The following is a 24,945-nucleotide window of genomic DNA, read 5'->3' as shown; positions in this document are numbered from 1 at the left end:
AAATAATCAAAGCAAAAAATTTCAATTGCTTTATTAATATTTTGAATTTTTAATAAATGAATCTAAAGGCTGTTATTTGGGTAAAAAAGACTATGTATAAAAATGGAAGCGAACTGTAATATGACGTTTTTCATGCAATTATTAAGGGAAATGAGTAAAACCTTTGAAGGTGAACAGTAATATACTTGTAATGTTTTCGTAATATAAAATGAATAATCATAATAAGTGTTAAATATGCATGTTTTATTTTTGCAATAATCCAGTAGCTATCCAATTATCTTTTTTATAAATAGAATATACAGAAACTACATTTTGATATTTAACCTGTCGGGAATAAGAAACTAATTGAAGGTTCAGAGAGAAAGGCAGACAGTAATGTTCGTTGGCAGAAAATTTTAGTTAAAGAAAGATTGGAGAAGCGAAACCAATAAAAGGAGCACTGTTATGAAAAGAGAAATTCCGAAAATATTTCAGAGAGACGCTCTTAGAAAGAAGTGGATGCTGGTGGCTTTACTCAGCACTATTTCAGCTGTAGTCGCGGCCGCTGTTTATGGAAGCAATAAGCCCCTGCCTGCGAATGTCTCCTATGAGGGGCGAAAGCATCGTACAGACCATGTTCTTTTTTTGGAGGATCATACCTACGTTTCCTCCACAGAGTCACAGGTGGCAGAACAAGAAATATTTGATACAGTGATCCGGAACATTGAAGAAGCGGACCAGTTTATCGTGATGGACATGTTCTACTTTAACAGCGACCATGAAGCGGGAGTGGATTTCCTCCCTTTAACGAGGCGTTTGTCGGAGGCGTTAATCGACAAAAAAGAAGCGGAGCCGGACATAGAAATAGTGGTTATAACTGACCCGGTTAACACTTTTTACGGGGCTTATACGCCTGAACATTTTCAGCGGCTCGAAAGGAGCGGCATTGAAGTCATTTTTACGGAGCTGGACGCATTAAGGGATTCGAATCCGTTTTACTCATGGTTTTACCGGACTTTTGTTCAGTGGTTTGAAAACCAGGGGAGGGGATGGCTACCTAACTTTTTCACGAGTAACGCTCCCGATGTAACGCTTCATTCTTATCTGGAAATTTTAAACTTTAAAGCCAATCACCGGAAAACGCTTGTTACAGAAAAGGCAGGAATGGTTACTTCAGCTAATCCTCACGATGCCAGCGGATATCATGCAAATACAGGCTTTGAAGTCAGAGGAGCTGTGCTGAAGGATTTATTGAAAACAGAAAAAGAAGTAGTGGAAATGGCGGGCCGCTCAGGGGAAAAATTCGATTCGTTCATCTCTAAAGTGGAAGTGCCGGAAGAAAACGGGAAGTACGAGGTTCAGCTGTTAACAGAGCGCAAAATTAAAGAGCGGGTGCTGAGAGAAATACGCGAATTACCCATGGACGGGAAATTACGTATGGGAATGTTTTATTTAGCGGACCGCGACGTCATCGAAGCGCTCATCGGGGCCGCTGACCGTGGCGCTGATATTGATATTATTATGGATATAAACGAAGAGGCTTTTGGAAGCGAAAAAATAGGCATACCCAATCAGCCGGCAGCTAACGAGCTCGTGGAGAAATCAAATGGCCGTATTAACATACGCTGGTATCATGCCGATGGGGTACAGTATCATGCCAAAATGATGATGATGGAAAAGGCTGAGGAGACAGTAGTTATTGGTGGATCAGCGAACCTGACAAAAAGAAATTTGAATAATTACAATTTGGAAACTGATGTTGTAGTTACCGGCAGTAATGAGTCGGAAGCCTTGAAAGGCGTACGGGATTATTATCATCGGCTGTGGAATAATTCTAATGGCACGCACACGCTGGATTACACAAAATATAAAAATGATTCCCGTTTGCTTTATTGGCGTTACCGGCTGCAGGAATGGAGTGGAATGTCTTCGTTTTAAACACAGAAAAATTAAAAAAGCAGAAACTTTTTCAGGACGAAGCGATACCCTGCGTACAGGCATAGAAACGCAGTTAACGCTATCGCTTGAAGCGTGAGCAAATAATAGGGCCATGGGCCGAAGAAATCGTAAGGGGAAGGAGACGCTGGTTTTTCCATTAAATACATGTAATTGGCGTCGAAATAGAGGTTTACCAAAAATGCCGCCACGGCAGCAACGTTCAAGGCTCCCCAAACGACAAACAAGGAACGAAAGGAAATAAACGTACGCTTTACAACGAGCTGATAAACAACGCCTGCCACAATCAGCGCATGTGTAATAAAAAAGTGAAGAAACCGAAAATGGGGAAAGCCGTAGCGTTCCATGTCCGGAAACACTATAGTAAGCAGGGCGCTTGAGGTACCGGCATAAAACGCGAATGCCGTCCAGAAGCGGCTGCCGGTTATAAGCATAATAACGACTGCTATCCAGGCCAGATCGCTGACTTTAAGTGGAAGTGAAAACCGCGGGTTCCAAATGCCGTTTGTAATATAAAAAAGCTGCAGGGCCAGTTGTCCAAGGAGGAAGGTGGAAATGATAAACCACTTTATCGTCTTTCTTGCTAAGGGCTCGCGCCGAAGGTAGCTTTGAAAAAGTATAAGACCAATACAGGCGAGGGCGAGAAAAAGCCATACCATAAGCTGCCCGGTACCAAAAGGTTCAAAGGCTGGACCGTCATGATTAAATTTCCACCACCACACGTTTCATCCCCTCCTAATTGTTTTTCTTTTATCAGTAAACACGTTGCCGAAGGATTCCCTCAGCCACTCTTCTTTAAACAAACGACTCCAGGGGCAGGCCTGGTTTCAATAATAAATAGTGTAAAGGAAAAACAAAGTATTCCTTTTCCTTTTTTACACTAAAGTATTGAAATATTAGTGTAATAGCGTTAAAATGCTAAATATTTCATAATTTAGAGAAAATAATGGGGTGGGAGAATGAACAGCCTGAATATATTTGTAAATAAATATTTTGCTGTTTTTGTGTTAGTTGTTGCGTTCATTGCTTATCTGCTGCCGGATGCATTTGTAGGAATTACCGGCTACATAACTATTTTACTCGGGATCATCATGTTTGGCATGGGGCTCACGCTAAACCTTTCCGATTTCCGTATTGTGGCGAAAAAGCCGCTGCCGGTGCTGACCGGGGTGATTGCACAGTTCGTTATTATGCCGCTTGCGGCCTTTATCATTGCCCTGGTTCTGCAGCTTCCGCCGGAAATAGCGGCAGGTCTCGTACTTGTAGGCGCGTGTCCGGGAGGAACAGCCTCGAATGTTATGGTTTATCTGGCCAAAGGGGACCTTCCGGTATCGGTTGCTATGACGACAGTGTCGACGCTGCTCGCTCCTCTTCTGACACCGTTTGCTCTATTGGTGTTTGCAAATGAGTGGCTGCCGGTGGACCCGCTGGCAATGTTCTTGTCCATTTTCCAGGTCATTATTATACCTATCGCGCTCGGCTTAATTATTAAACAACTGTTTCCAAAAACAGTGGAAAAAAGCGTTCAGGCGCTTCCAATTGTATCTATGGCAGCAATTATTGCTATTGTAGCCGGGGTCGTGGGAGCAAATCAGGAAAATATTGCTGCAACCGGACTATTGGTTTTTGCAGCGGTTGTGCTTCATAACAGCTTTGGTTTGGCCCTTGGCTATGTAACGGCGAAGCTGGTGGGATTAGACGAAACAAAACGGAGGGCGGTATCTATTGAGGTAGGAATGCAGAATTCCGGGCTTGGCACCCAGTTGGCCACGGTCCACTTCACGCCGCTTGCTGCGCTTCCAAGCGCTATTTTTTCCGTCTGGCATAATATCTCCGGGCCGCTGCTCGTGTCCTGGTGGGGGAGAAAAAGCCAGAAGAGGGAAGAGGCTGTAAAGGAAAAAGAGTGGAAGCACTATAAGTAAGAGAAAAAATCCCGTGCTCATATCGAGCGCGGGATTTTTAATAAAGAAAAATTACATGTGTTTTTCAAGCAGACCCTGAAGCTGGTCCTTCGGCTGGAAGCCGACGATTTGTTCTACCATTTCGCCGTCCTTGAAAATCATGAGTGTTGGAATGCTCATAACGCCGTATTTACCGGCAGTTTCCTGATTTTCGTCAACGTTTAATTTAGCAATTTTGACATTGTCGCCGATTTCTTCGTTAATTTCTTCGAGAACCGGAGCAATCATCTTGCAGGGTCCGCACCAAGGTGCCCAAAAGTCAGTTAGAACGACACCTTCGGAAATCTGTTCGGAAAAGTCCTGGTCTGATACGTGTACAATAGCCATTGATGAGTACCTCCTTCATTTCGCTTCATTGCGAGTATAGAGTAATCGTAGTACGAATAACCCTATTTGTCTAAAAGTATGCTTGGATCGTTCAATTTTTTCAAGAGAAGGAATGGAAAATGAAGCATGCGGGAAAAGAATATAAGCAAGAAAGCTCTCAAAGAGTATGTATTCGGGAACATACGAAGAAAGGAGGCCGCCATGTCAAAAAAAGACAGGGATAAAGAAATACGAAGCTACTTTCGGGCAATGGACCGCAGTTTTTATATGGATACAGACAAAAATCTTGCAAATTGGGATCAGGCTTTATCGATTGGGCACGGACAAACCATCTCCCAGCCATCGCTTGTATTGAAAATGACGCTGGAGCTGGACGTTGATGCCGTTTCCAGGGTGCTCGAGATTGGTACGGGCTCCGGCTACCAGACGGCTCTATTAGCAGCTTTTGCTGAACAGATCTATACAGTCGAACGGATTTTACCGCTGCAGGAAAGGGCCCGGGAGCGCCTGCAGGAAGCAGGGTTTACGAATATTAAGTATCGCCTGGGTGACGGCAGTAAAGGCTGGCCGGAGCATGCGCCGTACGATCGTATTATGGTAACAGCAGCAGCTAAAACTGTGCCGGAGTCCCTGGTCGGGCAGCTGGCAGCTCCCGGGAAAATGATCGTGCCGGTAGGCGGCCGAATGGGGCAGGAACTGCTGCTTATAGAAAAAAACAGTCAGGGAGAAGTGAACTCCTCTGTAGTCGAATATGTAGCGTTTGTACCGCTCAAGCAGGATGAAGAAACGTGATAAAATGCGGAAGGCATAAAGGGGCAGCTGATTAAAGGATGATTAGGCTTGCTGTTTTTCATTGTGTTACGCTTTACGTGCATTTTATTTCAAAGAGGAGGTTTATTATGCCAACAGTTAATGTAAAAGGCTACGGTACATTTGAAGTGGAAGAAGGAAAAAAATTAGTGCTTGCGCTTGAAGACAATGGTGTTGATATTCTGCACCGCTGCGGCGGGAACGCCAGGTGCACCACCTGCAGATGTGAAGTAAATGAAGGAGAACTCGGGCCGAAGGAAGCTCCAGAAGCCGCGATTCTCGAAAACAAAGACATTACTGATGAAAATATCAGGCTCTCCTGTCAAAACCGGGTGTATTCCGACCTGACGGTAACACCAGTCATGACGGCCTCCAATTCTGATATGGAGCCGGGAAGACGCCCGGTGGATTAAAATAAAGCCGCGGATCCTCCATGAGGCCGCGGCTTTATGCTATTTTCCGGCAGCATCGCCCGTTTTTTCTGTTTTGTTGATCAGCTTCGTTCCGACGAGGTCCCCGGTAACGTTTAAAGCTGTTGCTCCCATACCGACAAGTACATCAACTGCGGTTAAAAGTGCTACTGCTTCCATCGGGAGACCGACCTGGGCAAAAACGGTGGCAATCATAATAATGCCAGCCCCGGGAACTCCGGCGGTACCAACCGTAGCCAGTGTGCCGACAATTACAATTTGGAGAATGGCCACAAAGCTGAGCGGCTCGCCTACGACGTTTGCTGCGAAAACGGCGGAAACAGCGACCCGGATGGCGGCCCCATCCATGTTAATCGTCGCTCCAAGAGGCAGACTGAAGCCGTAAAGGCTCTGCTTTAATCTAAGATCACGTGCAGCGTTTAACGTGAGAGGAAGGGTGCCTGAGCTGCTTTGAGTGACGAAGGCCGTGAGCATAGGGGTGCGTGCTTCCCGGAAAAAGGCGCCCAGATTAGTTTTGGCAGCTAAAAGAAAGACAATATAAAGGCCAAGCTGTACTGCAAGGGCAATGTACAGCACGAGTATAAAATTACCGAGGGAGAGAAGCGTATTTGCTCCCTGACTGCCTACAATTTCAGCGATAATAGCAAAAATGCCGAAGGGGATGAACTGTAAAATGCCTTTCATAACGGTGAGCGTAAGTTCGTTTAAGGCTTCTGCCCCGCGGTACAGACGCTCGCCCATTTCTTTATAGCTTGAGGATGAACGCAGATAAGTTAAAGCAATGCCAAAAGCAAAGGCGGTAAAAATAATGCCCAGAAGATTCATCTCCGTAAAGGCTACGGCGATATTATCAGGAACGATATTTAATATAACCTCTGTAACTCCGGGGTTTTCCGGTGTATCAAAGCTTTCGCTCCCATCCAGCGTAGTGCCGGTGCCAGGGTTGAAAAGACTGGCGACAGAGGTGCCTACCACGATAGCTAAAGCAGAGGTAAGAAGGTAATAAATGAATACTTTGCCTCCCATCCGGCCGAGACCACCAATAGTAGTCTGATTAACCCCGACAATCAGTGTAAATAAAATCAACGGAACTATAATAAATTGAAGCAGCCGAAGCATAAGGTCGCCGATAGGGGCGAGCACGGCGGCGTCTTCACCGAAAATAAAACCTGCAGCGATACCGGCAATAAGAGCAGTTGTGATTTTGGCAATCAGCGACACATCAAAGTAACGCTTCATCAAGTGTTTCACCAGTTGAACCTCCTTTATTAATAAATTCTTATCGGTTTAATCAACATTATAAAAACTAAAGCAAACAGATGCTTCTGTCAAAATGAACGCTCAGGTGAGGGATGAGATTAACGATAAAAAAGAGTTTTCCCGCGTTGGAGAAAACTCTTTTGTAAAAGATATAAGACAGCACAACTAGCCATTTTAAAGCATTTGACTGATGGTTTTTGGATGCAGGTGCTGAATGAGGTAATCCGGGCCGCCGGCTTTGGCATCCGTGCCGGACATTTTGAAGCCGCCAAATGGGTGGTAGCCGACGATGGCACCGGTGCAGTTACGGTTGAAATAAAGATTGCCGACGTGGAAATGCAGCTTGGCGTATTCCAGACGGTCGATGTTATTGGAGATGACTGCCCCGGTTAAGCCGTATTCGGTATTGTTCGCAATATCAATGGCTTCTTCGTAGGAGGACGCTTTCGTAAAAGCGACGACCGGGCCAAAAATTTCTTCCTGCATGATTCGTGCTTTCGGGTCCAGATCGGCAAAGACGGTTGGGTCAATGAAGTATCCTTTGGAGTCGTCACTCTTTCCTCCAGCCACAAGCCGTCCTTCCTGCTTGCCGATATCAATATAGCCGGTGATTTTATCAAATGCTTTCTGATTGACGACAGGGCCCATGTAGTTGTCATAGGAAGTTGGATCCCCGACGGATAAAGCTTTGGCCTGCTTTTCCACTTTGCTCAGAACTTCGTCGTACACGTCTTGGTGAGCGACGACCCTGGAGCCTGCCGAGCATTTCTGGCCGGAAAATCCGTAGGCGGAAGCAATGATGGCCTCAGCGGCGGTGTCGAGATCTGCTTCGCTGTCGACGACGATTGTATCTTTGCCGCCCATTTCAACGATGACCCGCTTTAAATGCTGCTGGCCTTCCTGAATCTCGGCGGCTTTTTTGTACAAACGTGTGCCGGTGGCACGAGAGCCGGTGAAGCTGATGAGTGCTGTTTTCGGATGGTCCACGAGGTGGTCGCCGATTTCTTCGGGTTCACCGGGTACGAAGTTAATGACGCCGTCCGGCACGCCGGATTCAATCAGAATGTCCACAAACTTCGCAGCAATGACAGGGGTCGGCTCGGCCGGCTTTAACAAAACGGTGTTGCCCGTCACCAACGGGGCGACCGTTGTCCCGACCATGATCGCGCAGGCGAAATTCCATGGCGGAATCGTAACAGCCACACCGAGCGGCTGGTACACATATTGATTGTACTCTCCTTCCCGGCTGTTAATCGCTTTGCCGTTTTTCAGCTCAAGCATTTGGCGGGCATAATATTCGACGAAATCAATAGCTTCGGCCACATCGGCATCTGCTTCCTTCCAGGGCTTGCCGCCTTCTTTCACGAGCGTAGCCGACAATTCATGCTTCCGCCGGCGCATTTTTGCAGCTGCCCGGAACATGACCTCCGCACGTGCATCAGCACTTGTCGTTCTCCAGGACTGAAACGCTTCGCTTGCGGCATCGAATGCCTGATTAATTAATGCGGGATTGGCTTTGGAAACACTTCCGACGACTTCCTTTTTATTGGCAGGGTTGATGGAAACAAGCTTTTCCCCAGTGATAATCCGCTCACCGCCAATAATCAGCGGATAGTCCTGACCGAGGTTTTTTTCCACTTCTTTTATTGCCTCTGCAAATTCCTTTCGGTTCTTTTCATCCGTAAAATCGGTAAAGGGTTCATGACGGTACGCTGTATACATTTGAAAGCCTCCTATTATTAAAGTTCAGTAAGCACTTCTTCAATTCGTTCAGCCGCCCAGTCCAGATCCTGCTGTGAAATAACGAGCGGCGGGGCGAAGCGGATAACAGTATCGTGTGTTTCTTTACAGAGAATTCCTTTGTCTTTTAGCTGCTCGCAGCAGGCACGCGCCGGAATATCGAGTTCTATGCCGATAAACAGCCCTCTGCCCCGTACCTCTTTAATATGAGGGTTTATGATAGAGGCAAGCCTGCGTTTAAAATGCTCTCCGAGTTCAAGTGAACGGGCGGCAAGCTGCTGCTCTTCGATCACGTCAAGAGAAGCAGCCGCCACTGCACAGGCGAGGGGATTGCCGCCGAATGTAGATCCGTGGGATCCCGGGGTGAACACGCCAAGGATATCCTCGTTAGCAGCTACGCATGATATAGGGAAAACGCCGCCGCCCAGTGCTTTTCCGAGAATGTATATATCAGGAGTAACCCCGTCCCAGTCGCAGGCGAACATTTTACCGGCGCGTCCGAGACCGGATTGAATTTCATCAGCGGCAAACAGCACCTGATGGGCCTGGCACAGCTCGGACGCCTGCTGCAGAAATCCTTCAGGGGGTATTATAATTCCGGCTTCCCCCTGAATGGGCTCAACTAAAAATCCAGCTGTATGAGGGGTAATGGCTTTTTCGAGCGCCTTGAGATCCCCGTACGGTAAGATTTTAATACCCGGGAGCATCGGGCCGAAGCCCCGTTTGTATTCCTCTTCCGAAGAAAGGGAGACAGCGCTCATCGTACGTCCATGAAAGTTTCCTTCGCATGCAATAATTTCCGCACGCCCTTCCGGAATCCCTTTCTTTTCGTAGCCCCAGCGGCGGATCGCTTTGACTGCTGTTTCTACTGCTTCTGCCCCGGTATTCATGGGGAGTACCATGTTCTTGTTGGTTAAGGCTGACACTTTGTCATAAAAAGGAGCAAGCTGATCATTATGAAATGCCCGTGAGGTAAGCGTCACCCGGTCGGCCTGATCTTTCAGGGCCTGTATAATTTTGGGGTGGCGGTGGCCCTGATTAACAGCGGAGTATGCACTCAGCATGTCAATATAGGAGCGGCCCTCCGGATCCTTCACCCATATACCCTCCGCTTCAGTAATAACAATGGGAAGCGGTGTGTAATTCCGGGCACCGTGTTTATCGTTTTGATCGATGATCTGACTCGAAGACATTGTTTCTGTCATGCATACCCACTCCTAAAGTAAGGTTACTGTAAAAGTTGCAAGAACCGTGCCAACTTCAGAAGGCGCCTACAGCAGGAAGCAGCTGGTGAAACAGAGAGGAGAGGAAAAAAATTTTGCATGCAGTGATTAATTTTTTTGCACTTTTTTGAAAATTAAAGTGCTTTAATTACAAACAGAAAAACCGAATACTGGGTGAAATAAAGAATAAATTTTAATTTAGAACTTTATGTGAAAACATTCACAAATTTATTGTGCCAGTGGCTTCTCTGGGTTATGCTCTATATGTGAAATGATTCACATATAGAGATGAAGAGAAGGAAGGGATTTTCATGTTTGTGGAAACGTACGATCCGTTTCAAAATATTGTTTTTTCTGCTCTGGCAGCTGCAGTGCCAATTTTATTGTTCCTGGTATGCCTGACACTGTTCAAAATGAAAGGCATCTATGCCGCTTTGCTTACGCTCGGCGTTACTTTTGTAATAGCAATGGGAGTTTTCGGCCTGCCGCTTGCTCAAAGCGGCGGGGCAGTGACAGAAGGAATTGTGCAGGGGCTGTTTCCGATCGGCTATATTATTATCATGGCTGTCTGGCTGTATAAGGTATCGGTCGCATCAGGGAAATTTCAAACGATCCAAAACAGCATCGCTTCGATTTCCGCAGATCAGCGGGTGCAATTATTATTAATAGGTTTTTGTTTTAATGCCTTTCTGGAAGGCGCTGCAGGGTTTGGAGTACCGATAGCTATTTGTGCCGTGCTGCTCGTTCAGCTCGGGTTTCAGCCGCTTCAGGCAGCTATGCTTTGTCTGATTGCCAACGGCGCAGCCGGAGCTTTTGGGGCCATCGGAGTGCCTGTAGGTATTATTGATACACTTCAGCTGGGAATAACTGCAATGGATGTGTCACAGATGACTGCACTCACGCTTCCGCTCGTTAACTTCAGCATTCCGTTTTTACTGATATTTCTTCTGGACGGGTTAAAGGGGGTTAAAGAAACTCTTCCGGCAATCCTGGTAACAGCTGTAACATATACGGTGCTCCAGGCAGTGATTACGGTTACTGCTGGTCCTGAGCTTGCCAATATTATTCCTTCCCTGGCAGCAATGGGAGCTCTTGCCATTCTCCAGCGGTTCTGGCAACCGGTTAATATTTTCCGCCTTGATGGTAAAGAATATGTGCGAGCTGAACCGAAAGCGAAAGGATCTTGGAGGACGGTAGTATTTGCCTGGTCACCGTTTTATCTGCTGACGATTTTTATCATGATATGGAGCTTTCCAGGATTTAAAGCGCTTTTTGAAGACAGCGGCATACTTTCCCCTGCGGTGCTTGGTTTTATTCTGCCGGGAACGTACAGCAGCTCGGCGGGCCAGGGAATTGTATTTAACCTGAACTTTATCGGAGCTACAGGTACAGCTATTCTGCTGGCGGTGCTCGTGACAGTGTTATTTGCCAAAAACATGAACTGGTCCAGGGCGCATGCAGAATTAATGCAGACATTAAAAGAGCTGTGGCTGCCGATTGTCACCATTTGTGCCATTCTTGCAGTAGCTAAGCTTGCCACCTATGGTGGACTAACGATGGCTATGGGGGAAGCAGCAGCTATGACAGGGAATATCTTTCCTTTCCTATCACCTGTACTTGGCTGGATTGGAGTATTTATGACAGGATCGGTCGTAAATAATAATACGTTGTTTGCTTCTATTCAAACGACAGCTGCTGCGGGAGTTGGCGTTGATGGGGCACTGTTGGTAGCTGCCAACACAGCAGGAGGAGTAATGGCGAAGCTGATCTCGCCGCAGTCCATCGCTATTGCGACTGCCGCTGTGGGACAGACAGGTAAGGAAGGGCAACTAATGAAAATGACGCTCAAATACAGCCTGTACCTTCTATTATTTGTCTGCCTGTGGACGTTTGCTCTGAGTTTATTTATTCATTAAAGCGGATTGTTGGGACAAAAAAATACAGCAAAAAGGACCGGCTTTTCAGCGTCGGTCCTTTTTATTGCCCGGGAAATAAAAAGGTTTATTCTGATTAGCCCGAAATCGAAGGGGATTCAGGTACTGCTCTTGGTTTTCCGATCAGGTACCCCTGGGCCAGGTCAAATCCAATTTCGCGCACACAGTTCAATTCTTCAGAACGCTCAATTCCCTCAGCCAGCGTAATAATACCGTAGCTGCCTGCGCGTGAAACGATTTTTTCCAGCCGCTGCTGCTTTTTAATGTCCTGATCGCAATGGTCGACTAGTGAACGGTCGATTTTTACGTAATGCGGCTGCAGCTCCTCCATAACATCAATCGTCGAGTAGCCGGCTCCAAGATCATCTAAAGCAACACGTACACCGTACGATTGAAAGGCTTGAAAAATACGGAGCAGGTGTTCGAGCTCATCAAACTTTTCTGTCTCCACCACTTCAAACACAAGATCCTTTGTAGAAATCCCGCAGCTTTTGGCTGTTGCAAATGTAGAGAGCAGACAGTGGTCCGGATCATAGATCGAAGAGGGGAGAAAATTAATAAACCGTTTGATGCCGGGCTTTAGATATTTGGCACTGGTTTTAATAGACGCAATGCGTGCCCGGTTGTCTAAAAGCGACTGCAGGCCGCTCTGCTGGGAAAATGAAAACAGCTGATCCGGGCGGAACTGGGCAGCATCTGCCTGCGGGCGCATGAGAAATTCGTATCCCATTACTTCACCGGTGTTCAATTGAATAATCGGCTGCATGTGATGAGTGAACTGCTCATTATTGATGACAGTCATAAAAGAGGGGCGGGAAATCCGCTCTTTCAGTTGGTGGAAATTAATCATGTTCGCATGGGCCTGCTGATCTTTACCTGTCCAGGTGCCCTTTAACTCGGCCGGGTCTCCGGGAAGGGTGCGTTCAATGAAATCCAGAAAAGGGCCGAGTGTCTGAACAGCAGAATAGTAATAATGAAGCGTATTATCCTGAGTGTAGGAATTGTAACCGTTTTGGAGCATGTGATAATGAAGCTCACGGAGCACACTGAAGGTTGTATGGGTGAACAACAGATACCCGGAAGATTCCAAATCAGGCAGTGCTGTGCAGCTGGAGCATTGATTCATGATCTTAGGTCCTCCTATTCAAAACGTACGCTTATATAGCTTTATGTTCTCTCTATTTTATCGGATTCCGAAAGAAATTGTTGAAAAAAACATAAAAAAGCAGAGAAAAGGAGGTGTCCCTTTCTCTGCGCATATTATTGTGCTTCTTTTTTTATTTCACTATTTACGGAAGAGGATGCTGTAATTCCCTGCTTTTGAGCCATTGCTTTGGCTGCTTTCGGCGCGAGCCAGAGCGTTGGAAGCAGAATAAGAGAGACGGGAACGGCGGTTACTACGATAAATGACTGCAGGGCGTCCACGCTGCCTTCACCGATAAACAACAGGCAGGCAGCCACGGCTCCCATAATAACCACCCAGAAAACACGAATGGCAGAATGCGGCTCTTCGCTGTCACTGACTACAATTGAAATCGTGTAGGACATAGAATCCGTCGTAGTCACAACGAAAAGAATAGTAACTAATAGAAAACAGAAAGCGATAAATGTTCCGAGAGGCAGCTGCTGCACGATTGCCATCATCGAAGCAGGCATGCCCGATTCAAACAGGGCATCTGAAACCGAGCCCGGGTTGTTTAATTCATAAAAGATGCCCGTACCGCCAACAATGGTAAACCAGAAGTTTGTGACAAGAGGAGCGATAATAGACACGGCTAGAATCAGCTGCCGGATCGTTCTTCCGCGGGAAATTCTCGTAATGAAAATGGCCATCATCGGCCCATAGCCCAAAAACCATCCCCAGAAAAAGATCGTCCATAAACCGAGCCACTCATTGTTTCCGCGAAAGCTGCTCATTTGTGCAAATTCCTGCGTATAAACCCCGAACGAAGAGATAAAGGCGTCTAAAATGAAGCCGCCCGGGCCAATAAGCAATATAAATAAAATCAGAACAATCGTAAACCATACATTGAACCGGCTTAAAAGCTGAATTCCTTTATGAATACCGGTGACGGCGGATATAGAAGCTACAGCTACAAGACCGGCAATAATCATAAACTGTGTCGGATAATTGTTTGGGATCCCCATAAGGGTCTCAAAGCCATAGCCAGCCTGGGTACCTAAAAAGCCAATAGGACCGATAGTGCCGGCAGCTACCGAAACGATCGAACACACATCCACGATCGTGCCAAGCGGACTGTGAATAGCGATTTTTTCGCCGAAGACCGGATAAAGAAGCGTCCGTGGACGAAGAGGCATGCCTTTATCGTAATGTGCATGCATTAACACTATAGTACTAAGCGTTCCGAGAATAGCCCAGGCGAGAAATCCCCAGTGTAGAAAGCTTTGAGCGAGTGCGGGCTGTATTGCTTCGGAGGAACTGCTTTCCAGCCCGGAAAATACCGGTGGCAGATCCATGAAATGATAAATAGGCTCGGCTGCAGCCCAGAAAACCCCACCGCCGGCCAGCAGGGTACACATAATGATGGAAAGCCATTTAAAATAGCTGAATTCCGGTTCTGCTAAATTGCCAAGGCGTACACGTCCGTATTTCGAAAAGCCGATATAGAGTCCGATGAAAAAAGTGGCAAGTAAAAGAATCTGCCAAAAAGCTCCGAAAAAGGCAACAGCCCAGTTAAAGGTGGTCGTGACAAACTGGCCGACAGCTCCTGCGTTAATAAGAGAAAAAACGACAAATAAGATCAACAGTCCACCGCTGAGAAGCGTGACCGGCCAGTCATTGTTTTTCCAATGATTCGGGGGTTGTGAAGACACAAATATTCCTACTTTCTTTTATATATGGAGTAAAGATTTATGCGGACAGAGAAAAGTCAGGACTGAAAAATCGATTTTCAGCAGCCCGACACAAAGAACATATCATAGTAGAACCAGTTGGTTTCGTCAATGAAAAAGGCTGTAAGTTTTGCAAAACCAGCAGGTTTTAAGGTAAAAGCATTCTTCTTGAGAAAAAGTGTTCTTCTGTATTAATACAGAAAGTATTTAAGTGCTCTATTTGTTAAAAAGAAGAACTCATTTTAATCGGCACCTGCGAACCTTTGATATAAAAGGAAATAAAAATTTCAAAAAATTATTATAAAACAGTTGACGAAATTTATATACTGTTATAATATAGTCTCAACAAAACAAATTGTACTATAACAGAAAACGCAGCTGCATCTCAAATTTGTTTAATCTGAAGAAAAAGGAGAGAGACATATGATTCGTCAGGAAGATGTAAAACAGATGGAAGAAGCCTGGGAGAACGAGGAACGCTGGAAAGGAATTACACGCCCATATTCAGCAGAGGATGTATTGAAGCTTCGTGGGTCGATTAAAGTAGAATATACACTCGCTGATATGGGGGCGAATCGTCTTTGGAATTTAATGCAGGAGGATCCGTTCGTACGGGCGCTTGGGGCACTTACCGGCAATCAGGCCGTGCAGCAGGTGAAAGCAGGATTGAAAGCGATTTATTTAAGCGGATGGCAGGTTGCCGCTGACGCCAACCTCTCTGGCCATATGTATCCGGATCAAAGCTTATATCCTGCCAACAGCGTTCCGCATGTAGTACAGCGTATCAACCAGGCGCTGCAGCGGGCCGATCAGATTGAGCATCTTGAAGGAAATGACGAAACAAACTTTTTTGCTCCAATCGTAGCCGACGGGGAAGCAGGATTTGGAGGCCGTCTGAACGTGTTTGAATTAACCAAATCGATGATCGAAGCGGGAGCCGCCGGTGTTCATTTTGAAGACCAGCTTGCCTCCGAAAAGAAATGCGGCCATTTGGGCGGAAAGGTATTGATACCGACGAGCACCGCTATCCAGAATCTTATTTCTGCAAGACTCGCAGCAGACGTAATGGGAGTGCCGACAATTATCGTAGCCAGAACCGATGCGAATGCGGCCGATTTGCTTACAAGCGACATTGATGCCTATGATCACTCATTTATCCGAAGCAACGAACGGACCGAGGAAGGCTTTTACCGTACGAATAATGGGCTGGACCAGGCGATTGCAAGAGGTCTTGCTTATGCACCGTACGCCGACCTTGTCTGGTGCGAGACCTCTGAACCAAACCTTGAGGAAGCACAGAAATTTGCAGACGCGATTCACGAAAAATTCCCGGGGAAAATGCTTGCCTATAATTGCTCGCCTTCCTTTAACTGGAAAGCAAAGCTGAGTGACGAGGAAATTGAAACCTTCCAGGAGCGGCTGGGCGAGATGGGATATAAGTTCCAGTTTGTTACTCTGGCCGGCTTTCACGCTCTTAACAACAGCATGTTTGAACTGGCTGGCGGCTATAAGGAGCGCGGCATGGGTGCTTATTCCGAGCTTCAGCAAAAGGAATTTGCCAACGAAGACCATGGCTACACGGCAACGCGCCACCAGCGTGAGGTTGGTACAGGATACTTCGATCAGGTAGCAACTACCATCTCAAGCGGAAAATCATCCACAACAGCGATGAAGGGCTCTACAGAATCAAGTCAGTTCAGCCGGTAAGTATTAAAAAATCATAAGGAGGTTTTTCCAATGAGAGAAACGACGATGGAGTATCAAAGCGAAATACCGACAATGATTTGCAGCGACTGCGGAGGCGAAATGACAGAGCATCAGGAAACACCAATGATCCAGTGCGATCACTGCTTAAGTAAAACTGAAGAATAACAGAAAAGATACGGCCGGTGTCCCGCGTTACAGCAGGGCGCCGGCTTTTTTGCTGTATACATATGTAAAAGAAGTAACTGAAGTGGGGAACAAAAAAGAGCCTCAGGATTTCCATACAGTGGAAGTCCCGAGGCGGCGGAAAAGCAGTTATTTGGTCTCTGCTTTTAAACGATTCTTAGCTTCTCTACGGCGTTTATGCAGGATAGGCTCGGTGTAGCCGTTTGGCTGATTGTACCCCTTGAATACTAAATCACATGCAGCCTGAAAGGCGGTTGATTGTTCAAAGTCCGGGCTCATCGGACGGTATTCGGGGTCATGGGCGTTTTGTTCATCTACAACAGCGGCCATTCGTTTGAATGTATCCATTACCTGCTGCCTGGAGCAAATATGATGGTGAAGCCAGTTGGCAATATGCTGGCTGGAGATGCGAAGCGTTGCCCGGTCTTCCATAAGAGCAACGTTGTTGATATCAGGCACCTTAGAGCAACCAATGCCAAGCTCAACCCAGCGTACAACATATCCAAGAATGCCCTGGGCGTTGTTATCAAGCTCTTCCTGGATTGCAGCCGGGGACCAGTCTGGCCTGTCGGCAACAGGTATAGTTAAAATAGAATCAAGATGGGATTCAGAGATCTGCTTTAAATCTTTTTGAACCTCTGGGACATCGACCTGATGATAATGGAGAGCGTGCAGTGTGGCGGCCGTTGGTGACGGCACCCAGGCGGTGGAAGCCCCGGCTTTTAACTGCCCGTCTTTCTGATCCATCATCGCTGCCAGCTGCTCAGGCATTGCCCACATACCTTTACCGATCTGAGCACGCTGTTCGAAGCCGGCAGCAAGTCCAGTCTGTACGTTTGATTTTTCATAGCTTCCGAGCCAGGCAGAGGTTTTCATTTCGCCTTTCCGGATCATCGGTCCAGCCTCCATGGAGGTGTGAATTTCATCTCCGGTCCGGTCCAGAAAGCCTGTGTTAATGAACATTACCCGGTCTTTTACTTCTTTAATGCATGCTTTCAAATTAATCGTTGTTCTCCGTTCCTCGTCCATAACACCTATTTTCAAGGTATGGCGTTCCAGGTGGAGCATGTCTTCAATACGGTCAAACAGTTTGTCTGCAAAGGCAGCTTCTTTAGAACCGTGCATTTTTGGTTTTACAATATAGATGGAGCCTTCGCGGGAATTTTTGTATTTTCCGTTCCCAAGCAGGTCGTGTTTGGCGATCAAGCTCGTAATGACCCCATCCATAATGCCCTCAGGAATTTCTTCTTCCTTTTTGTTCAATATGGCGTCGGTCGTCATCAAATGGCCAACGTTCCGGTTCAGCATGAGAGAACGGCCTGAAAGAGTAAATTCTTCGCCTGCAGGAGACGTGTAGCTGCGGTCGGGGTTCATAATACGGGTCACTGTTTTGTCGCCTTTTTGGAAATGGGCTTTAATATCTCCTTTAATGAGCCCGAGCCAGTTTCGGTAAACGAGCGTTTTATCTTCAGCATCTACAGCGGCTACAGAATCCTCGCAATCCATAATAGTCGTGAGCGCAGACTCGACGGCCAGATCTTTTACTCCGGCCGGATCGGTCCTGCCAACCGGGTGGCCGTAATCAATTTGAATTTCGATGTGCAGCCGGTGATGCTTTAAAAGAACGGCTACCGGCTGGGCACTGGCGCCCTGATAACCTGCAAATTGTTCAGGATATTGAAGCTGATCCTTGCTGCCATCCTGAAAAGAAACTTCGAGGCTGCCATTTTCGATCGAGTAGCTGGTGGCGCTCTTGTGGGAATGGCTGCGCAAAGGAAAGTATTCATCTAAAAATTGTTTGGCATAAGCAACGACTTTTTCTCCGCGTACGGGGTTATAGGCTTTCTGCTGCTCTGCCCCGCCTTCGTCATTGATGATATCGCTTCCATATAAAGAATCGTAAAGACTCCCCCAACGGGCATTAGCAGCGTTAATGGCGAAGCGTTCGTTACTGATGGGAACGACAAGCTGCGGCCCAGCCTGCATAGATATTTCTTCGTCCGTTTGCTCAGTTGCAATTTGAAAATCGTCCGGCCCCTGTTCAAGGTAACCGATACTTTCGAGAAACGTCCGGTACTGATCCGGGTCCCACCGTGAGTGAGCCTGGTGCCATTCGTGAATCTGATTCTGCAGGTTATCTCTCGTGTGCAGAAGCACTTCGTTTTCAGGAGTCAAATCGTGAACAATCTGTCCGAAGTCCTGCCAAAATTGTTTTTGTTCCAATCCAGAGCCGGGAAGCACTTCTTCATTAATAAATTGATATAAAGAAGGGTGTACATGAAGGCTGCCTGCCGATCGATACGTCGTCATACTATTCCTCCTTCAAAGTAAGGGAACAGAAAAAGCTGCTCCCAGGATATAATATCATTGTATTATAACAGTTATGTAAATATCAATACTGTTATATAAAATTATAAACTTCGTCAAACGAATTTTTCTTTAGTATAGTGGAGGCACTGTGAATTAAAGTTAAGAAAGGAAGAGAAAATGACCCCGCAAATAGTGCAATTCCTTGTTACGGCTCACCTTTCATTGATAGTCCTCCTGCTCGTGTTATTCGTTTCTGCGAATATTTTTTACCAGACGGGAAGAAACAAATTTGCTTTAGGAGTGCATTACACACTCCGGGGTGCATATTTGCCTGGATTAATTTCTGGCGGGCTGCTTATAGGACTGACACCGGATTTTCCGGCAATATTTTTAAAAGCTGCTTCAGGACTGTTAACCCTTATTTTTATGGAAATTCATCTCAATCATATTATCGGCAGTGAACACCGCCCCAGGTTCGCTTTTCTAACGTATTCTATGATTGTGTTCACGATCGTATTAGGCATAGTGTTTCCCGTTGGTATATCCGTTATGGAGTAAAACCAGTAATGAGCAGCTCTTATGCTGACGCTTAAGAGCTGCTGGCGAAATGAGGTGTACATGAGCAGGGAAACGGGATAGAATAACTAACGTATGCAGAAAATGTAAAATTGCATGCGAATGCACGGTTATCTCAAGTAGAAAGGTGTTCCTTATATATGATTCAAAATCCAAAAGGAAAAGAGCGGATCGGGCTGGCGTTGATTCTTAGTATGCTTGCGATCCTTGGACCGCTCAATATTGATATGTACCTGCCAAGCTTCCCGGGAATAGCGGAAGATTTGAACGCCCGCGCTTCTATGGTGCAGCTTAGTTTAACTGCCTGTCTTGTAGGGCTTGCAGTTGGTCAGGTGATTGTCGGGCCGATTAGTGATGCGAAAGGAAGAAGAAAGCCGCTGCTGGTTTCTATCACATTGTTTGCGGCTGCTTCGTTTATTTGTGCAATCGCACCGAATATATACATATTGATTGCTGCTCGGCTGCTGCAGGGTTTAACCGCTTCTGCCGGTATTGTCGTTTCACGGGCAGTGGTAAGGGACATTTTCAGCGGCCGGGAGCTGACAAAGTTCTTTTCCTTATTGATGGTTATTAATGCTATCGCCCCGATGGCAGCACCGATGATCGGGGGAGCTATTTTGCTTCTTCCGTTTTCAAACTGGTCGACAATTTTTCTTTTTCTTGCGGCCGTAGGGATTGCCATTGTCGTTACGATTGGTTTTCGGCTCGAGGAGACTCTTCCGGAGGAAAGAAGGACGCCGAGTTCACTCAAATATACGATCCGCACTATTGGTGATCTGTGGAAGGATCGTTCTTTTATAGGCTATGCCTTAACGCTTGGCTTCGTGCATGGCGGAAGCTTTGCTTACGTTTCCGGCACGCCGTTTGTTTATCAGGAGATCTACGGGGTTTCTGCCCAGGTATTCAGTGTATTATTTGGCATCAACGGTCTCGCGATTATCACCGGCAGCTTTTTAATAGGCCGGCTGGCAGGCATTATTGCTGAACGCAAACTGCTGCGCACAGCCGTAATCACGGCGGTAAGCGCAAGTTCTTTTCTTCTCGTGATGACAATCATTGAAGGACCGCTTGCGCTGCTTGTCATTCCCATCTTCATTTATATGACAGCGATGGGAATGGTGCTGACAAGCTCGTTTACACTGGCAATTGCCAAACAGGGTCACCGGGCAGGGAGTGCAAGCGCGCTGCTCGGTATGCTTCCGCTCTTGATTGGCTCGATAGTTTCCCCGCTTGCCGGTATTGATGAAACAACGGCTGTCCCAATGGGGTTTATTATGTTTATTACGACTGTTTTTGGACTCACAGCCTTCAGTACACTCAGTGAACGCCCGCAAAAAGAATAAAAATAAGCCGGCACGCTGTTTTATTTAGCGTGCCGGCTTTTATATCAGGCGTCTTTTAGGATTGAATGTTTTTTAATTTATCCGGTGTTACATCGTTACCTTCCGGGTCCTGCACGGTGGTGGTAAGCAGAGTCGCCTCCATCGATCCGCGGATCATCTGAAGGTACTCTTCACGAAGCTGCTTTTGCTCCTGCTGCTCTTGTACAGTCAGTCCCTGATTCACCTTTTTTCTCGCCAGTTCATTAATGCGAGGAAGCGTTGCGATCATGTGAATTCCCCTTTCTTTTTATACCCATACATGTATATGGTATAAAAGTAGTATAGCAGAAGCCTGCTGCATATGCAAGTCGGAGCAGCAGGCGCCCTTTAATGCTTTAATTCCTGAAATTTAGTGACGGCTTCCACACGGTTGCTTACTTCAAGCTTATCGAAAATAACTGAAATATAGTTTCTTACAGTGCCGTTGGTGAGGGAAAGCTGCCGGGCTATGGCTGTAGTGCTTTTCCCCTCTGCGATTAAAGCGAGTACTTCTTCTTCACGTTTAGTAAGTGTAGCGGCAGTGTTATATGCAAGATCCACTAAATCAGGGGAATAGACTTTTCTCCCGCTCATAATAATGCGGATAGACTGAGCCAGTTCTTCACTCGGGCTGTCCTTCAAAAGGTAGCCGCTGATTCCCGCTTTTCGGGCCCGTTCAAAATAACCGGTGCGGGCGAAGGTGGTGAGAATGATAATTTTGCACGTGCTTTCCTTTAGTTCCTCTGCAGCCTCTAACCCGCTTTTTACCGGCATTTCAATATCCATAATGCAAACATCGGGCTGCTCATTTTCAATAAGAGTCAAAGCTTCCTGTCCATTTTCCGCCTTTCCGACCACTTCCATATCCTCTTCTAAATCAAGAAGAGAACCGAGCGCTCCTAAAAGCATCTGTTGATCCTCCACGATCACTATTCTTATCATAGCTGGCGGCTCCTTCATTTAATTTGCTGAACGACCAGGGGCGCTTGAATCGCAAGCTTTGTGCCCCCGGAGGAATAATAATCCAACTGGCCGTTGATGAAACCGAGGCGTTCTTTAATACCCTGCAGACCGCTTTCGGACCACGATTTCTGATCAGAGGACATGCCTTTGCCGTCGTCTTCGACTGTAAGTGAAAGACTGGTGGTTGATTGATCAATCGTAATATAACAGTTTGTGGCTTCGCTGTGTTTGACAACGTTGGTGACAGCTTCCTTTAAACACATACTGAGCACGTTTTCAATGAGAGGCGGGGCTTCGTTAAAGCTGGCGCTCCCTGTTACATGAAGAGTAATACCGGCGGCCTGGAGAATCTCTTCTACGCGGAGGAGTTCGTCGCTCAGCTTGGCCCCTTTCATATCTGATACAAGCTCGCGAACTTCTTTTAATGCGGTTCGGGCGGTCTGGTGAATGTCTGTTAACTCTGCCTGAGTCCGCTCAGGTTTAGTGTCTATTAATTTTCCTGCGAGTTCACTTTTTAAACCAATCAAAGAGAGCTTCTGCCCAAGAGTATCATGCAGGTCTCTGGCAATCCGCTGCCGCTCTTCAAGAACCACGAGCTGGGAAATGCGTTGGTTAGCCTGGTGAAGCTCGGTTTCAAGCTTTTCACGCTTATTCCGGTTGTAGATGTTAAAAGGAAGAAGAATGACGCCGATAACACTGATCGCAATAAAGGGAAGCTGCATCATGAACAGTTCATTTTGGACGTAAAAACCTATAATAACAGCGGTCAGGGTAGTGATAAGGTGGAGAACGTATAAGGTGATAAAACCGGCTTTATGCTGGATATTGCCGATAAAGAAAGCCAAAAACAGGGAAAAATAAACATAACCGAAATAAAGAGTCATTCCGATGCTGATCAGCATTTCAATGCTCACAGATAAATAAACCGTCCAGCCTTTTTTAATGAAAGATAAACGATAGGTTGTAAAGAATAGAAGAATCATAAAGACACCGAGGGTAATTTCAAAGTACGTAGCGGAGCGGATAATAAAATAAAATGGCAGTAAACAGAAAATGATCCAGGCGTACAAGCTGAGTCCCGTACTTTTTGGAAATATATCGAACCAGTGATGCATAAACGGGCTCCTTTTTCATGAGGCGTAGCACTTCTTTATATTAAGTATAACAAACCCCTCTCTGTAACAGAGAAGGGTTTGTTTTTAAGATTTTTTATCAGCTGGTGCTGGAGAGGTTCTAGAAGCCTCTGCCTGTCTTTTGCTTCGGATATTTGCTTCCTTGAAGCTGACAAAGGTTTTATTTGTTTCATCGTACAGCCGGAACCGAATGGATGTGAGGCTTGTCCTAAGAGTAATCTTTGTAGCCTGCTGCAGTGGTTCAATGTTTTCATGGGTTTTTGGCAAATTATAGTTTGGCACACGTGGACTGAGGTGATGCACGTGATGGTAGCCGATATTGCCGGTAATCCACTGAAGCACCTTTGGAAGCTCGTAGTAAGAGCTTCCGTCTACGGCAGCTTTTACAAAGTCCCATTTGTCTTCGTTTTCAAAGTAGGAGTCTTCAAATGTGTGCTGGACATAAAACAACCAGATGCCGAGAAACCCTGCTGTGAAAAGCATAGGGATCTGAATAGTGAAAAAAGCAGCCCAGCCGACAAGCCAGATTAACAAAGCGTAAATAACTACAATAGAAATATTGGTGAAATACGTGTTCAGGCGTTCTTTTCTTTTCGCATTTTTACGGTTGAAGCGGTTCTCCACGAGAAACAGGTAAAATGGCCCTAAAAAGAAAAGCACGAATGGGTTGCGGTACATGCGATAGCTGAGCCGGAGCCATTTGCTGGCGTTTTGGTATTCCTCGACGGTCATGACCCAAACATCTCCGGTGCCCCGTTTGTCGAGGTTGCCGCTGGTGGAATGGTGCATCATATGGCTTCTTTTCCATTTTGCGTATGAGAAATGAGTAATGATCCCGGTTAACGTACCAATCCGGTCATTCGCTTTGCTGCTTTTGAAAAATGAACCGTGTGTGCAATCGTGAAAGATGATAAAGGTACGGACGACAAAGCCTCCGGCGACGATCGCAATGGCTGCACTGATAAAAGGAGATATGAAATAAGCTCCGTATGCAAGCGCCCAGAGGGCCAGGAGAGGAAGAATGGAGTTAAATAATTGAATAATACTTGCTTTATGGTCAGAATGTGCGTAAGGGGCAGCACTTTTTTTCAATTGCATTTGTTCTTGTCTGCTCATGGTTAATCGCTCCCTGCTTTATGGGGTGTATCTCTATAAATAGAATATAAAATTTTGACTCCGTCTGTAAGTCATAGACGTCAGGGAGAAAAAATGACAAATGTCATATACGGGCTGAATGAAGCGGAAGGAAATGGAATATGTATAAAATCGGCCATCGTATATATGGTTTTGCCTTGCTTAAATAATTGGCAGACCAAAGCCTCTGAACACTTTAGGAGCTCAGAGGCTTATGTTTTATAAAGCGTAGTTTGTGCGCAGTGCATGGGTCAGCTCTGAAACGATATCGATATCTTTAAAGCTGATGCCAAGCTGGACAGCCGTCTGGGCCATTTCCGGACGCATGCCGCACAGCGTAGTCTTTACCCCAACCAGCTTTAAGGCGGTGGCAAGCTGCATGATGCGCTGAGCAACGAATGTGGTGATGTCACGAACGCCGGAAAGGTCAATATACAGACGTGTTAATTCGCTCTCGGTGCACTGCTTTAACGTATGCTCCACAATAACCTGTCCCCGCTGTTCATCGATATGGCCAATGAGCGGAAGGAGGCCGGTTTTCTTTTGAATCAAAATGATCGGGGAGGAAAGCTCCATGATCATTGCCTCTTTCAGCTGCATCTGTTCGTTCATATGATAAATGGCTTCTTTCATGAACGCCCGCCCGGCGTAATCGAAAGCCTGGAGTGCTTTGCGCTGCCAGTCGAGCACGTGATCGATGGGAATTGATTCCTCATATTGATGAACAAACAGGCGGATCTGTTCTAAAATGGCGTTGCGGTAATAAGTAAATTCTTCCTGAATGGTCAGCATTGGCTGCCACATTTCCTTATTTTCCTCCACAATGTCACTGATTTTTTCTTCAAAGTGCTCGTAAAACTGGGTTTCTTCCTCCTGAAATACATGAATAAGCTCCTGGGCAAAGACTTTTTTCATTTCTTCGAGCTTTTGACTTGTATAATCATCGGAAGGGGGGTCGGGAAAAGAATCGGCAGAAGATGTGCCACGCATCGTATCTATATGCTCAATCAAATAATCGTATAAGGAGCCGTCGGCTTTTTCCTGATTAAATTGCACGGTCGTTTTCCTCCAAAATGAAAGTATGGTGCGGATTGGTCTAATTAT

Annotated in this window: 22 protein-coding genes; 9 read left to right on the top strand and 13 right to left on the bottom strand. The window is 46.3% G+C overall.

The genetic code is table 11. The annotated features are described in order from the left end of the window. The first annotated feature begins 444 nt into the window (after positions 1-444). Positions 445-1,917 carry a phospholipase D family protein gene (locus ACTRXH_RS06390; RefSeq protein ID WP_474260914.1) on the top strand — a complete coding sequence of 491 codons (1,473 nt, stop codon included), beginning with the start codon at positions 445-447 and terminating at the stop codon, positions 1,915-1,917. 11 nt (positions 1,918-1,928) lie between these two features. Here the strand turns inward: ACTRXH_RS06390 and ACTRXH_RS06385 are convergent, their stop codons facing one another. Continuing rightward, positions 1,929-2,657 (bottom strand): YwaF family protein, encoded by a 729-nt coding sequence (locus ACTRXH_RS06385; RefSeq protein WP_474260915.1) that lies wholly within the window; start codon positions 2,655-2,657, stop codon positions 1,929-1,931. A 237-nt stretch (positions 2,658-2,894) separates the two neighbouring features. On the opposite strand from ACTRXH_RS06385, the gene ACTRXH_RS06380 reads away from it, so the two are divergent. Continuing rightward, positions 2,895-3,857 (top strand): bile acid:sodium symporter family protein, encoded by a 963-nt coding sequence (locus tag ACTRXH_RS06380; protein ID WP_474260916.1) that lies wholly within the window; start codon positions 2,895-2,897, stop codon positions 3,855-3,857. 51 nt (positions 3,858-3,908) lie between these two features. On the opposite strand, the gene trxA is transcribed toward ACTRXH_RS06380, so the two are convergent. Then, positions 3,909-4,223 carry a thioredoxin gene (gene trxA / locus ACTRXH_RS06375; RefSeq protein ID WP_322526643.1) on the bottom strand — a complete coding sequence of 105 codons (315 nt, stop codon included), beginning with the start codon at positions 4,221-4,223 and terminating at the stop codon, positions 3,909-3,911. Between the two features lie 201 nt (positions 4,224-4,424). On the opposite strand from trxA, the gene ACTRXH_RS06370 reads away from it, so the two are divergent. Together ACTRXH_RS06370 and ACTRXH_RS06365 are read left to right on the top strand one after the other, a co-directional pair. After that, the gene (locus ACTRXH_RS06370) at positions 4,425-5,015 is read left to right on the top strand and encodes a protein-L-isoaspartate(D-aspartate) O-methyltransferase (protein WP_474260917.1); all 591 of its coding nucleotides are present in this window, start codon (positions 4,425-4,427) and stop codon (positions 5,013-5,015) included. Between the two features lie 107 nt (positions 5,016-5,122). Next, the gene (locus ACTRXH_RS06365; protein WP_474260918.1) at positions 5,123-5,446 is read left to right on the top strand and encodes a 2Fe-2S iron-sulfur cluster-binding protein; all 324 of its coding nucleotides are present in this window, start codon (positions 5,123-5,125) and stop codon (positions 5,444-5,446) included. 39 nt (positions 5,447-5,485) lie between these two features. Here the strand turns inward: ACTRXH_RS06365 and ACTRXH_RS06360 are convergent, their stop codons facing one another. From ACTRXH_RS06360 to ACTRXH_RS06350, 3 genes are all read right to left on the bottom strand, one after another. After that, a complete protein-coding gene (locus ACTRXH_RS06360) occupies positions 5,486-6,715 on the bottom strand; it encodes a dicarboxylate/amino acid:cation symporter (protein ID WP_474260919.1) in 1,230 nt (409 codons plus the stop codon). 183 nt (positions 6,716-6,898) lie between these two features. Beyond that, positions 6,899-8,446 (bottom strand): L-glutamate gamma-semialdehyde dehydrogenase, encoded by a 1,548-nt coding sequence (pruA, locus tag ACTRXH_RS06355; RefSeq protein WP_474260920.1) that lies wholly within the window; start codon positions 8,444-8,446, stop codon positions 6,899-6,901. 17 nt (positions 8,447-8,463) lie between these two features. Then, positions 8,464-9,669, bottom strand: coding sequence for an ornithine--oxo-acid transaminase (locus ACTRXH_RS06350; protein ID WP_474260921.1), 1,206 nt, complete (start codon positions 9,667-9,669; stop codon positions 8,464-8,466). A 329-nt stretch (positions 9,670-9,998) separates the two neighbouring features. Between ACTRXH_RS06350 and ACTRXH_RS06345 the strand changes: the two genes are divergently transcribed. Then, a complete protein-coding gene (locus ACTRXH_RS06345; RefSeq protein WP_474260922.1) occupies positions 9,999-11,603 on the top strand; it encodes an L-lactate permease in 1,605 nt (534 codons plus the stop codon). A gap of 94 nt (positions 11,604-11,697) precedes the next feature. Here the strand turns inward: ACTRXH_RS06345 and ACTRXH_RS06340 are convergent, their stop codons facing one another. Further along, positions 11,698-12,747 carry an EAL domain-containing protein gene (locus ACTRXH_RS06340; protein WP_474260924.1) on the bottom strand — a complete coding sequence of 350 codons (1,050 nt, stop codon included), beginning with the start codon at positions 12,745-12,747 and terminating at the stop codon, positions 11,698-11,700. Between the two features lie 134 nt (positions 12,748-12,881). Then, positions 12,882-14,456 (bottom strand): BCCT family transporter, encoded by a 1,575-nt coding sequence (locus ACTRXH_RS06335; RefSeq protein ID WP_474260925.1) that lies wholly within the window; start codon positions 14,454-14,456, stop codon positions 12,882-12,884. A 441-nt stretch (positions 14,457-14,897) separates the two neighbouring features. Here ACTRXH_RS06335 and aceA point away from each other — a divergent pair, with 441 nt between their 5' ends. Then, positions 14,898-16,181 carry an isocitrate lyase gene (gene aceA / locus ACTRXH_RS06330; RefSeq protein WP_298784703.1) on the top strand — a complete coding sequence of 428 codons (1,284 nt, stop codon included), beginning with the start codon at positions 14,898-14,900 and terminating at the stop codon, positions 16,179-16,181. 30 nt (positions 16,182-16,211) lie between these two features. Then, complete coding sequence (locus ACTRXH_RS06325; protein ID WP_474260926.1) at positions 16,212-16,346, top strand: protein YhfH; 135 nt, start codon at positions 16,212-16,214, stop codon at positions 16,344-16,346. Between the two features lie 147 nt (positions 16,347-16,493). Here the strand turns inward: ACTRXH_RS06325 and ACTRXH_RS06320 are convergent, their stop codons facing one another. Continuing rightward, the gene (locus ACTRXH_RS06320; protein ID WP_474260927.1) at positions 16,494-18,674 is read right to left on the bottom strand and encodes a malate synthase G; all 2,181 of its coding nucleotides are present in this window, start codon (positions 18,672-18,674) and stop codon (positions 16,494-16,496) included. 177 nt (positions 18,675-18,851) lie between these two features. Here ACTRXH_RS06320 and ACTRXH_RS06315 point away from each other — a divergent pair, with 177 nt between their 5' ends. Both ACTRXH_RS06315 and ACTRXH_RS06310 read left to right on the top strand, forming a co-directional pair. Beyond that, a complete protein-coding gene (locus ACTRXH_RS06315; protein WP_474260928.1) occupies positions 18,852-19,232 on the top strand; it encodes a DUF1516 family protein in 381 nt (126 codons plus the stop codon). Positions 19,233-19,390: 158 nt separating this feature from the next. Further along, the gene (locus tag ACTRXH_RS06310; RefSeq protein WP_474260929.1) at positions 19,391-20,593 is read left to right on the top strand and encodes a Bcr/CflA family efflux MFS transporter; all 1,203 of its coding nucleotides are present in this window, start codon (positions 19,391-19,393) and stop codon (positions 20,591-20,593) included. Positions 20,594-20,648: 55 nt separating this feature from the next. Here ACTRXH_RS06310 and ACTRXH_RS06305 read toward each other — a convergent pair whose 3' ends face one another. The 5 genes from ACTRXH_RS06305 to ACTRXH_RS06285 all read right to left on the bottom strand — a co-directional run bounded on the left by ACTRXH_RS06305 (position 20,649) and on the right by ACTRXH_RS06285 (position 24,897). Then, a complete protein-coding gene (locus ACTRXH_RS06305) occupies positions 20,649-20,861 on the bottom strand; it encodes a DUF896 domain-containing protein (RefSeq protein WP_322526655.1) in 213 nt (70 codons plus the stop codon). Positions 20,862-20,959: 98 nt separating this feature from the next. Continuing rightward, positions 20,960-21,553, bottom strand: coding sequence for a response regulator (locus tag ACTRXH_RS06300; RefSeq protein WP_474260930.1), 594 nt, complete (start codon positions 21,551-21,553; stop codon positions 20,960-20,962). Between the two features lie 14 nt (positions 21,554-21,567). Next, the gene (locus ACTRXH_RS06295; RefSeq protein WP_474260931.1) at positions 21,568-22,689 is read right to left on the bottom strand and encodes a sensor histidine kinase; all 1,122 of its coding nucleotides are present in this window, start codon (positions 22,687-22,689) and stop codon (positions 21,568-21,570) included. An 84-nt stretch (positions 22,690-22,773) separates the two neighbouring features. Next, positions 22,774-23,823 carry a Delta(5) desaturase DesA gene (desA, locus tag ACTRXH_RS06290; RefSeq protein ID WP_474260932.1) on the bottom strand — a complete coding sequence of 350 codons (1,050 nt, stop codon included), beginning with the start codon at positions 23,821-23,823 and terminating at the stop codon, positions 22,774-22,776. 237 nt (positions 23,824-24,060) lie between these two features. After that, on the bottom strand, positions 24,061-24,897 hold the full coding sequence (locus ACTRXH_RS06285; RefSeq protein WP_474260933.1) for an STAS domain-containing protein: 837 nt from the start codon (positions 24,895-24,897) through the stop codon (positions 24,061-24,063). Positions 24,898-24,945 lie beyond the last annotated feature (48 nt).

It is taken from the genome of Marinococcus sp. LNHM5E3-2.1 (assembly GCF_056034365.1).
This window is presented reverse-complemented; position numbering and strand designations above follow the sequence as displayed.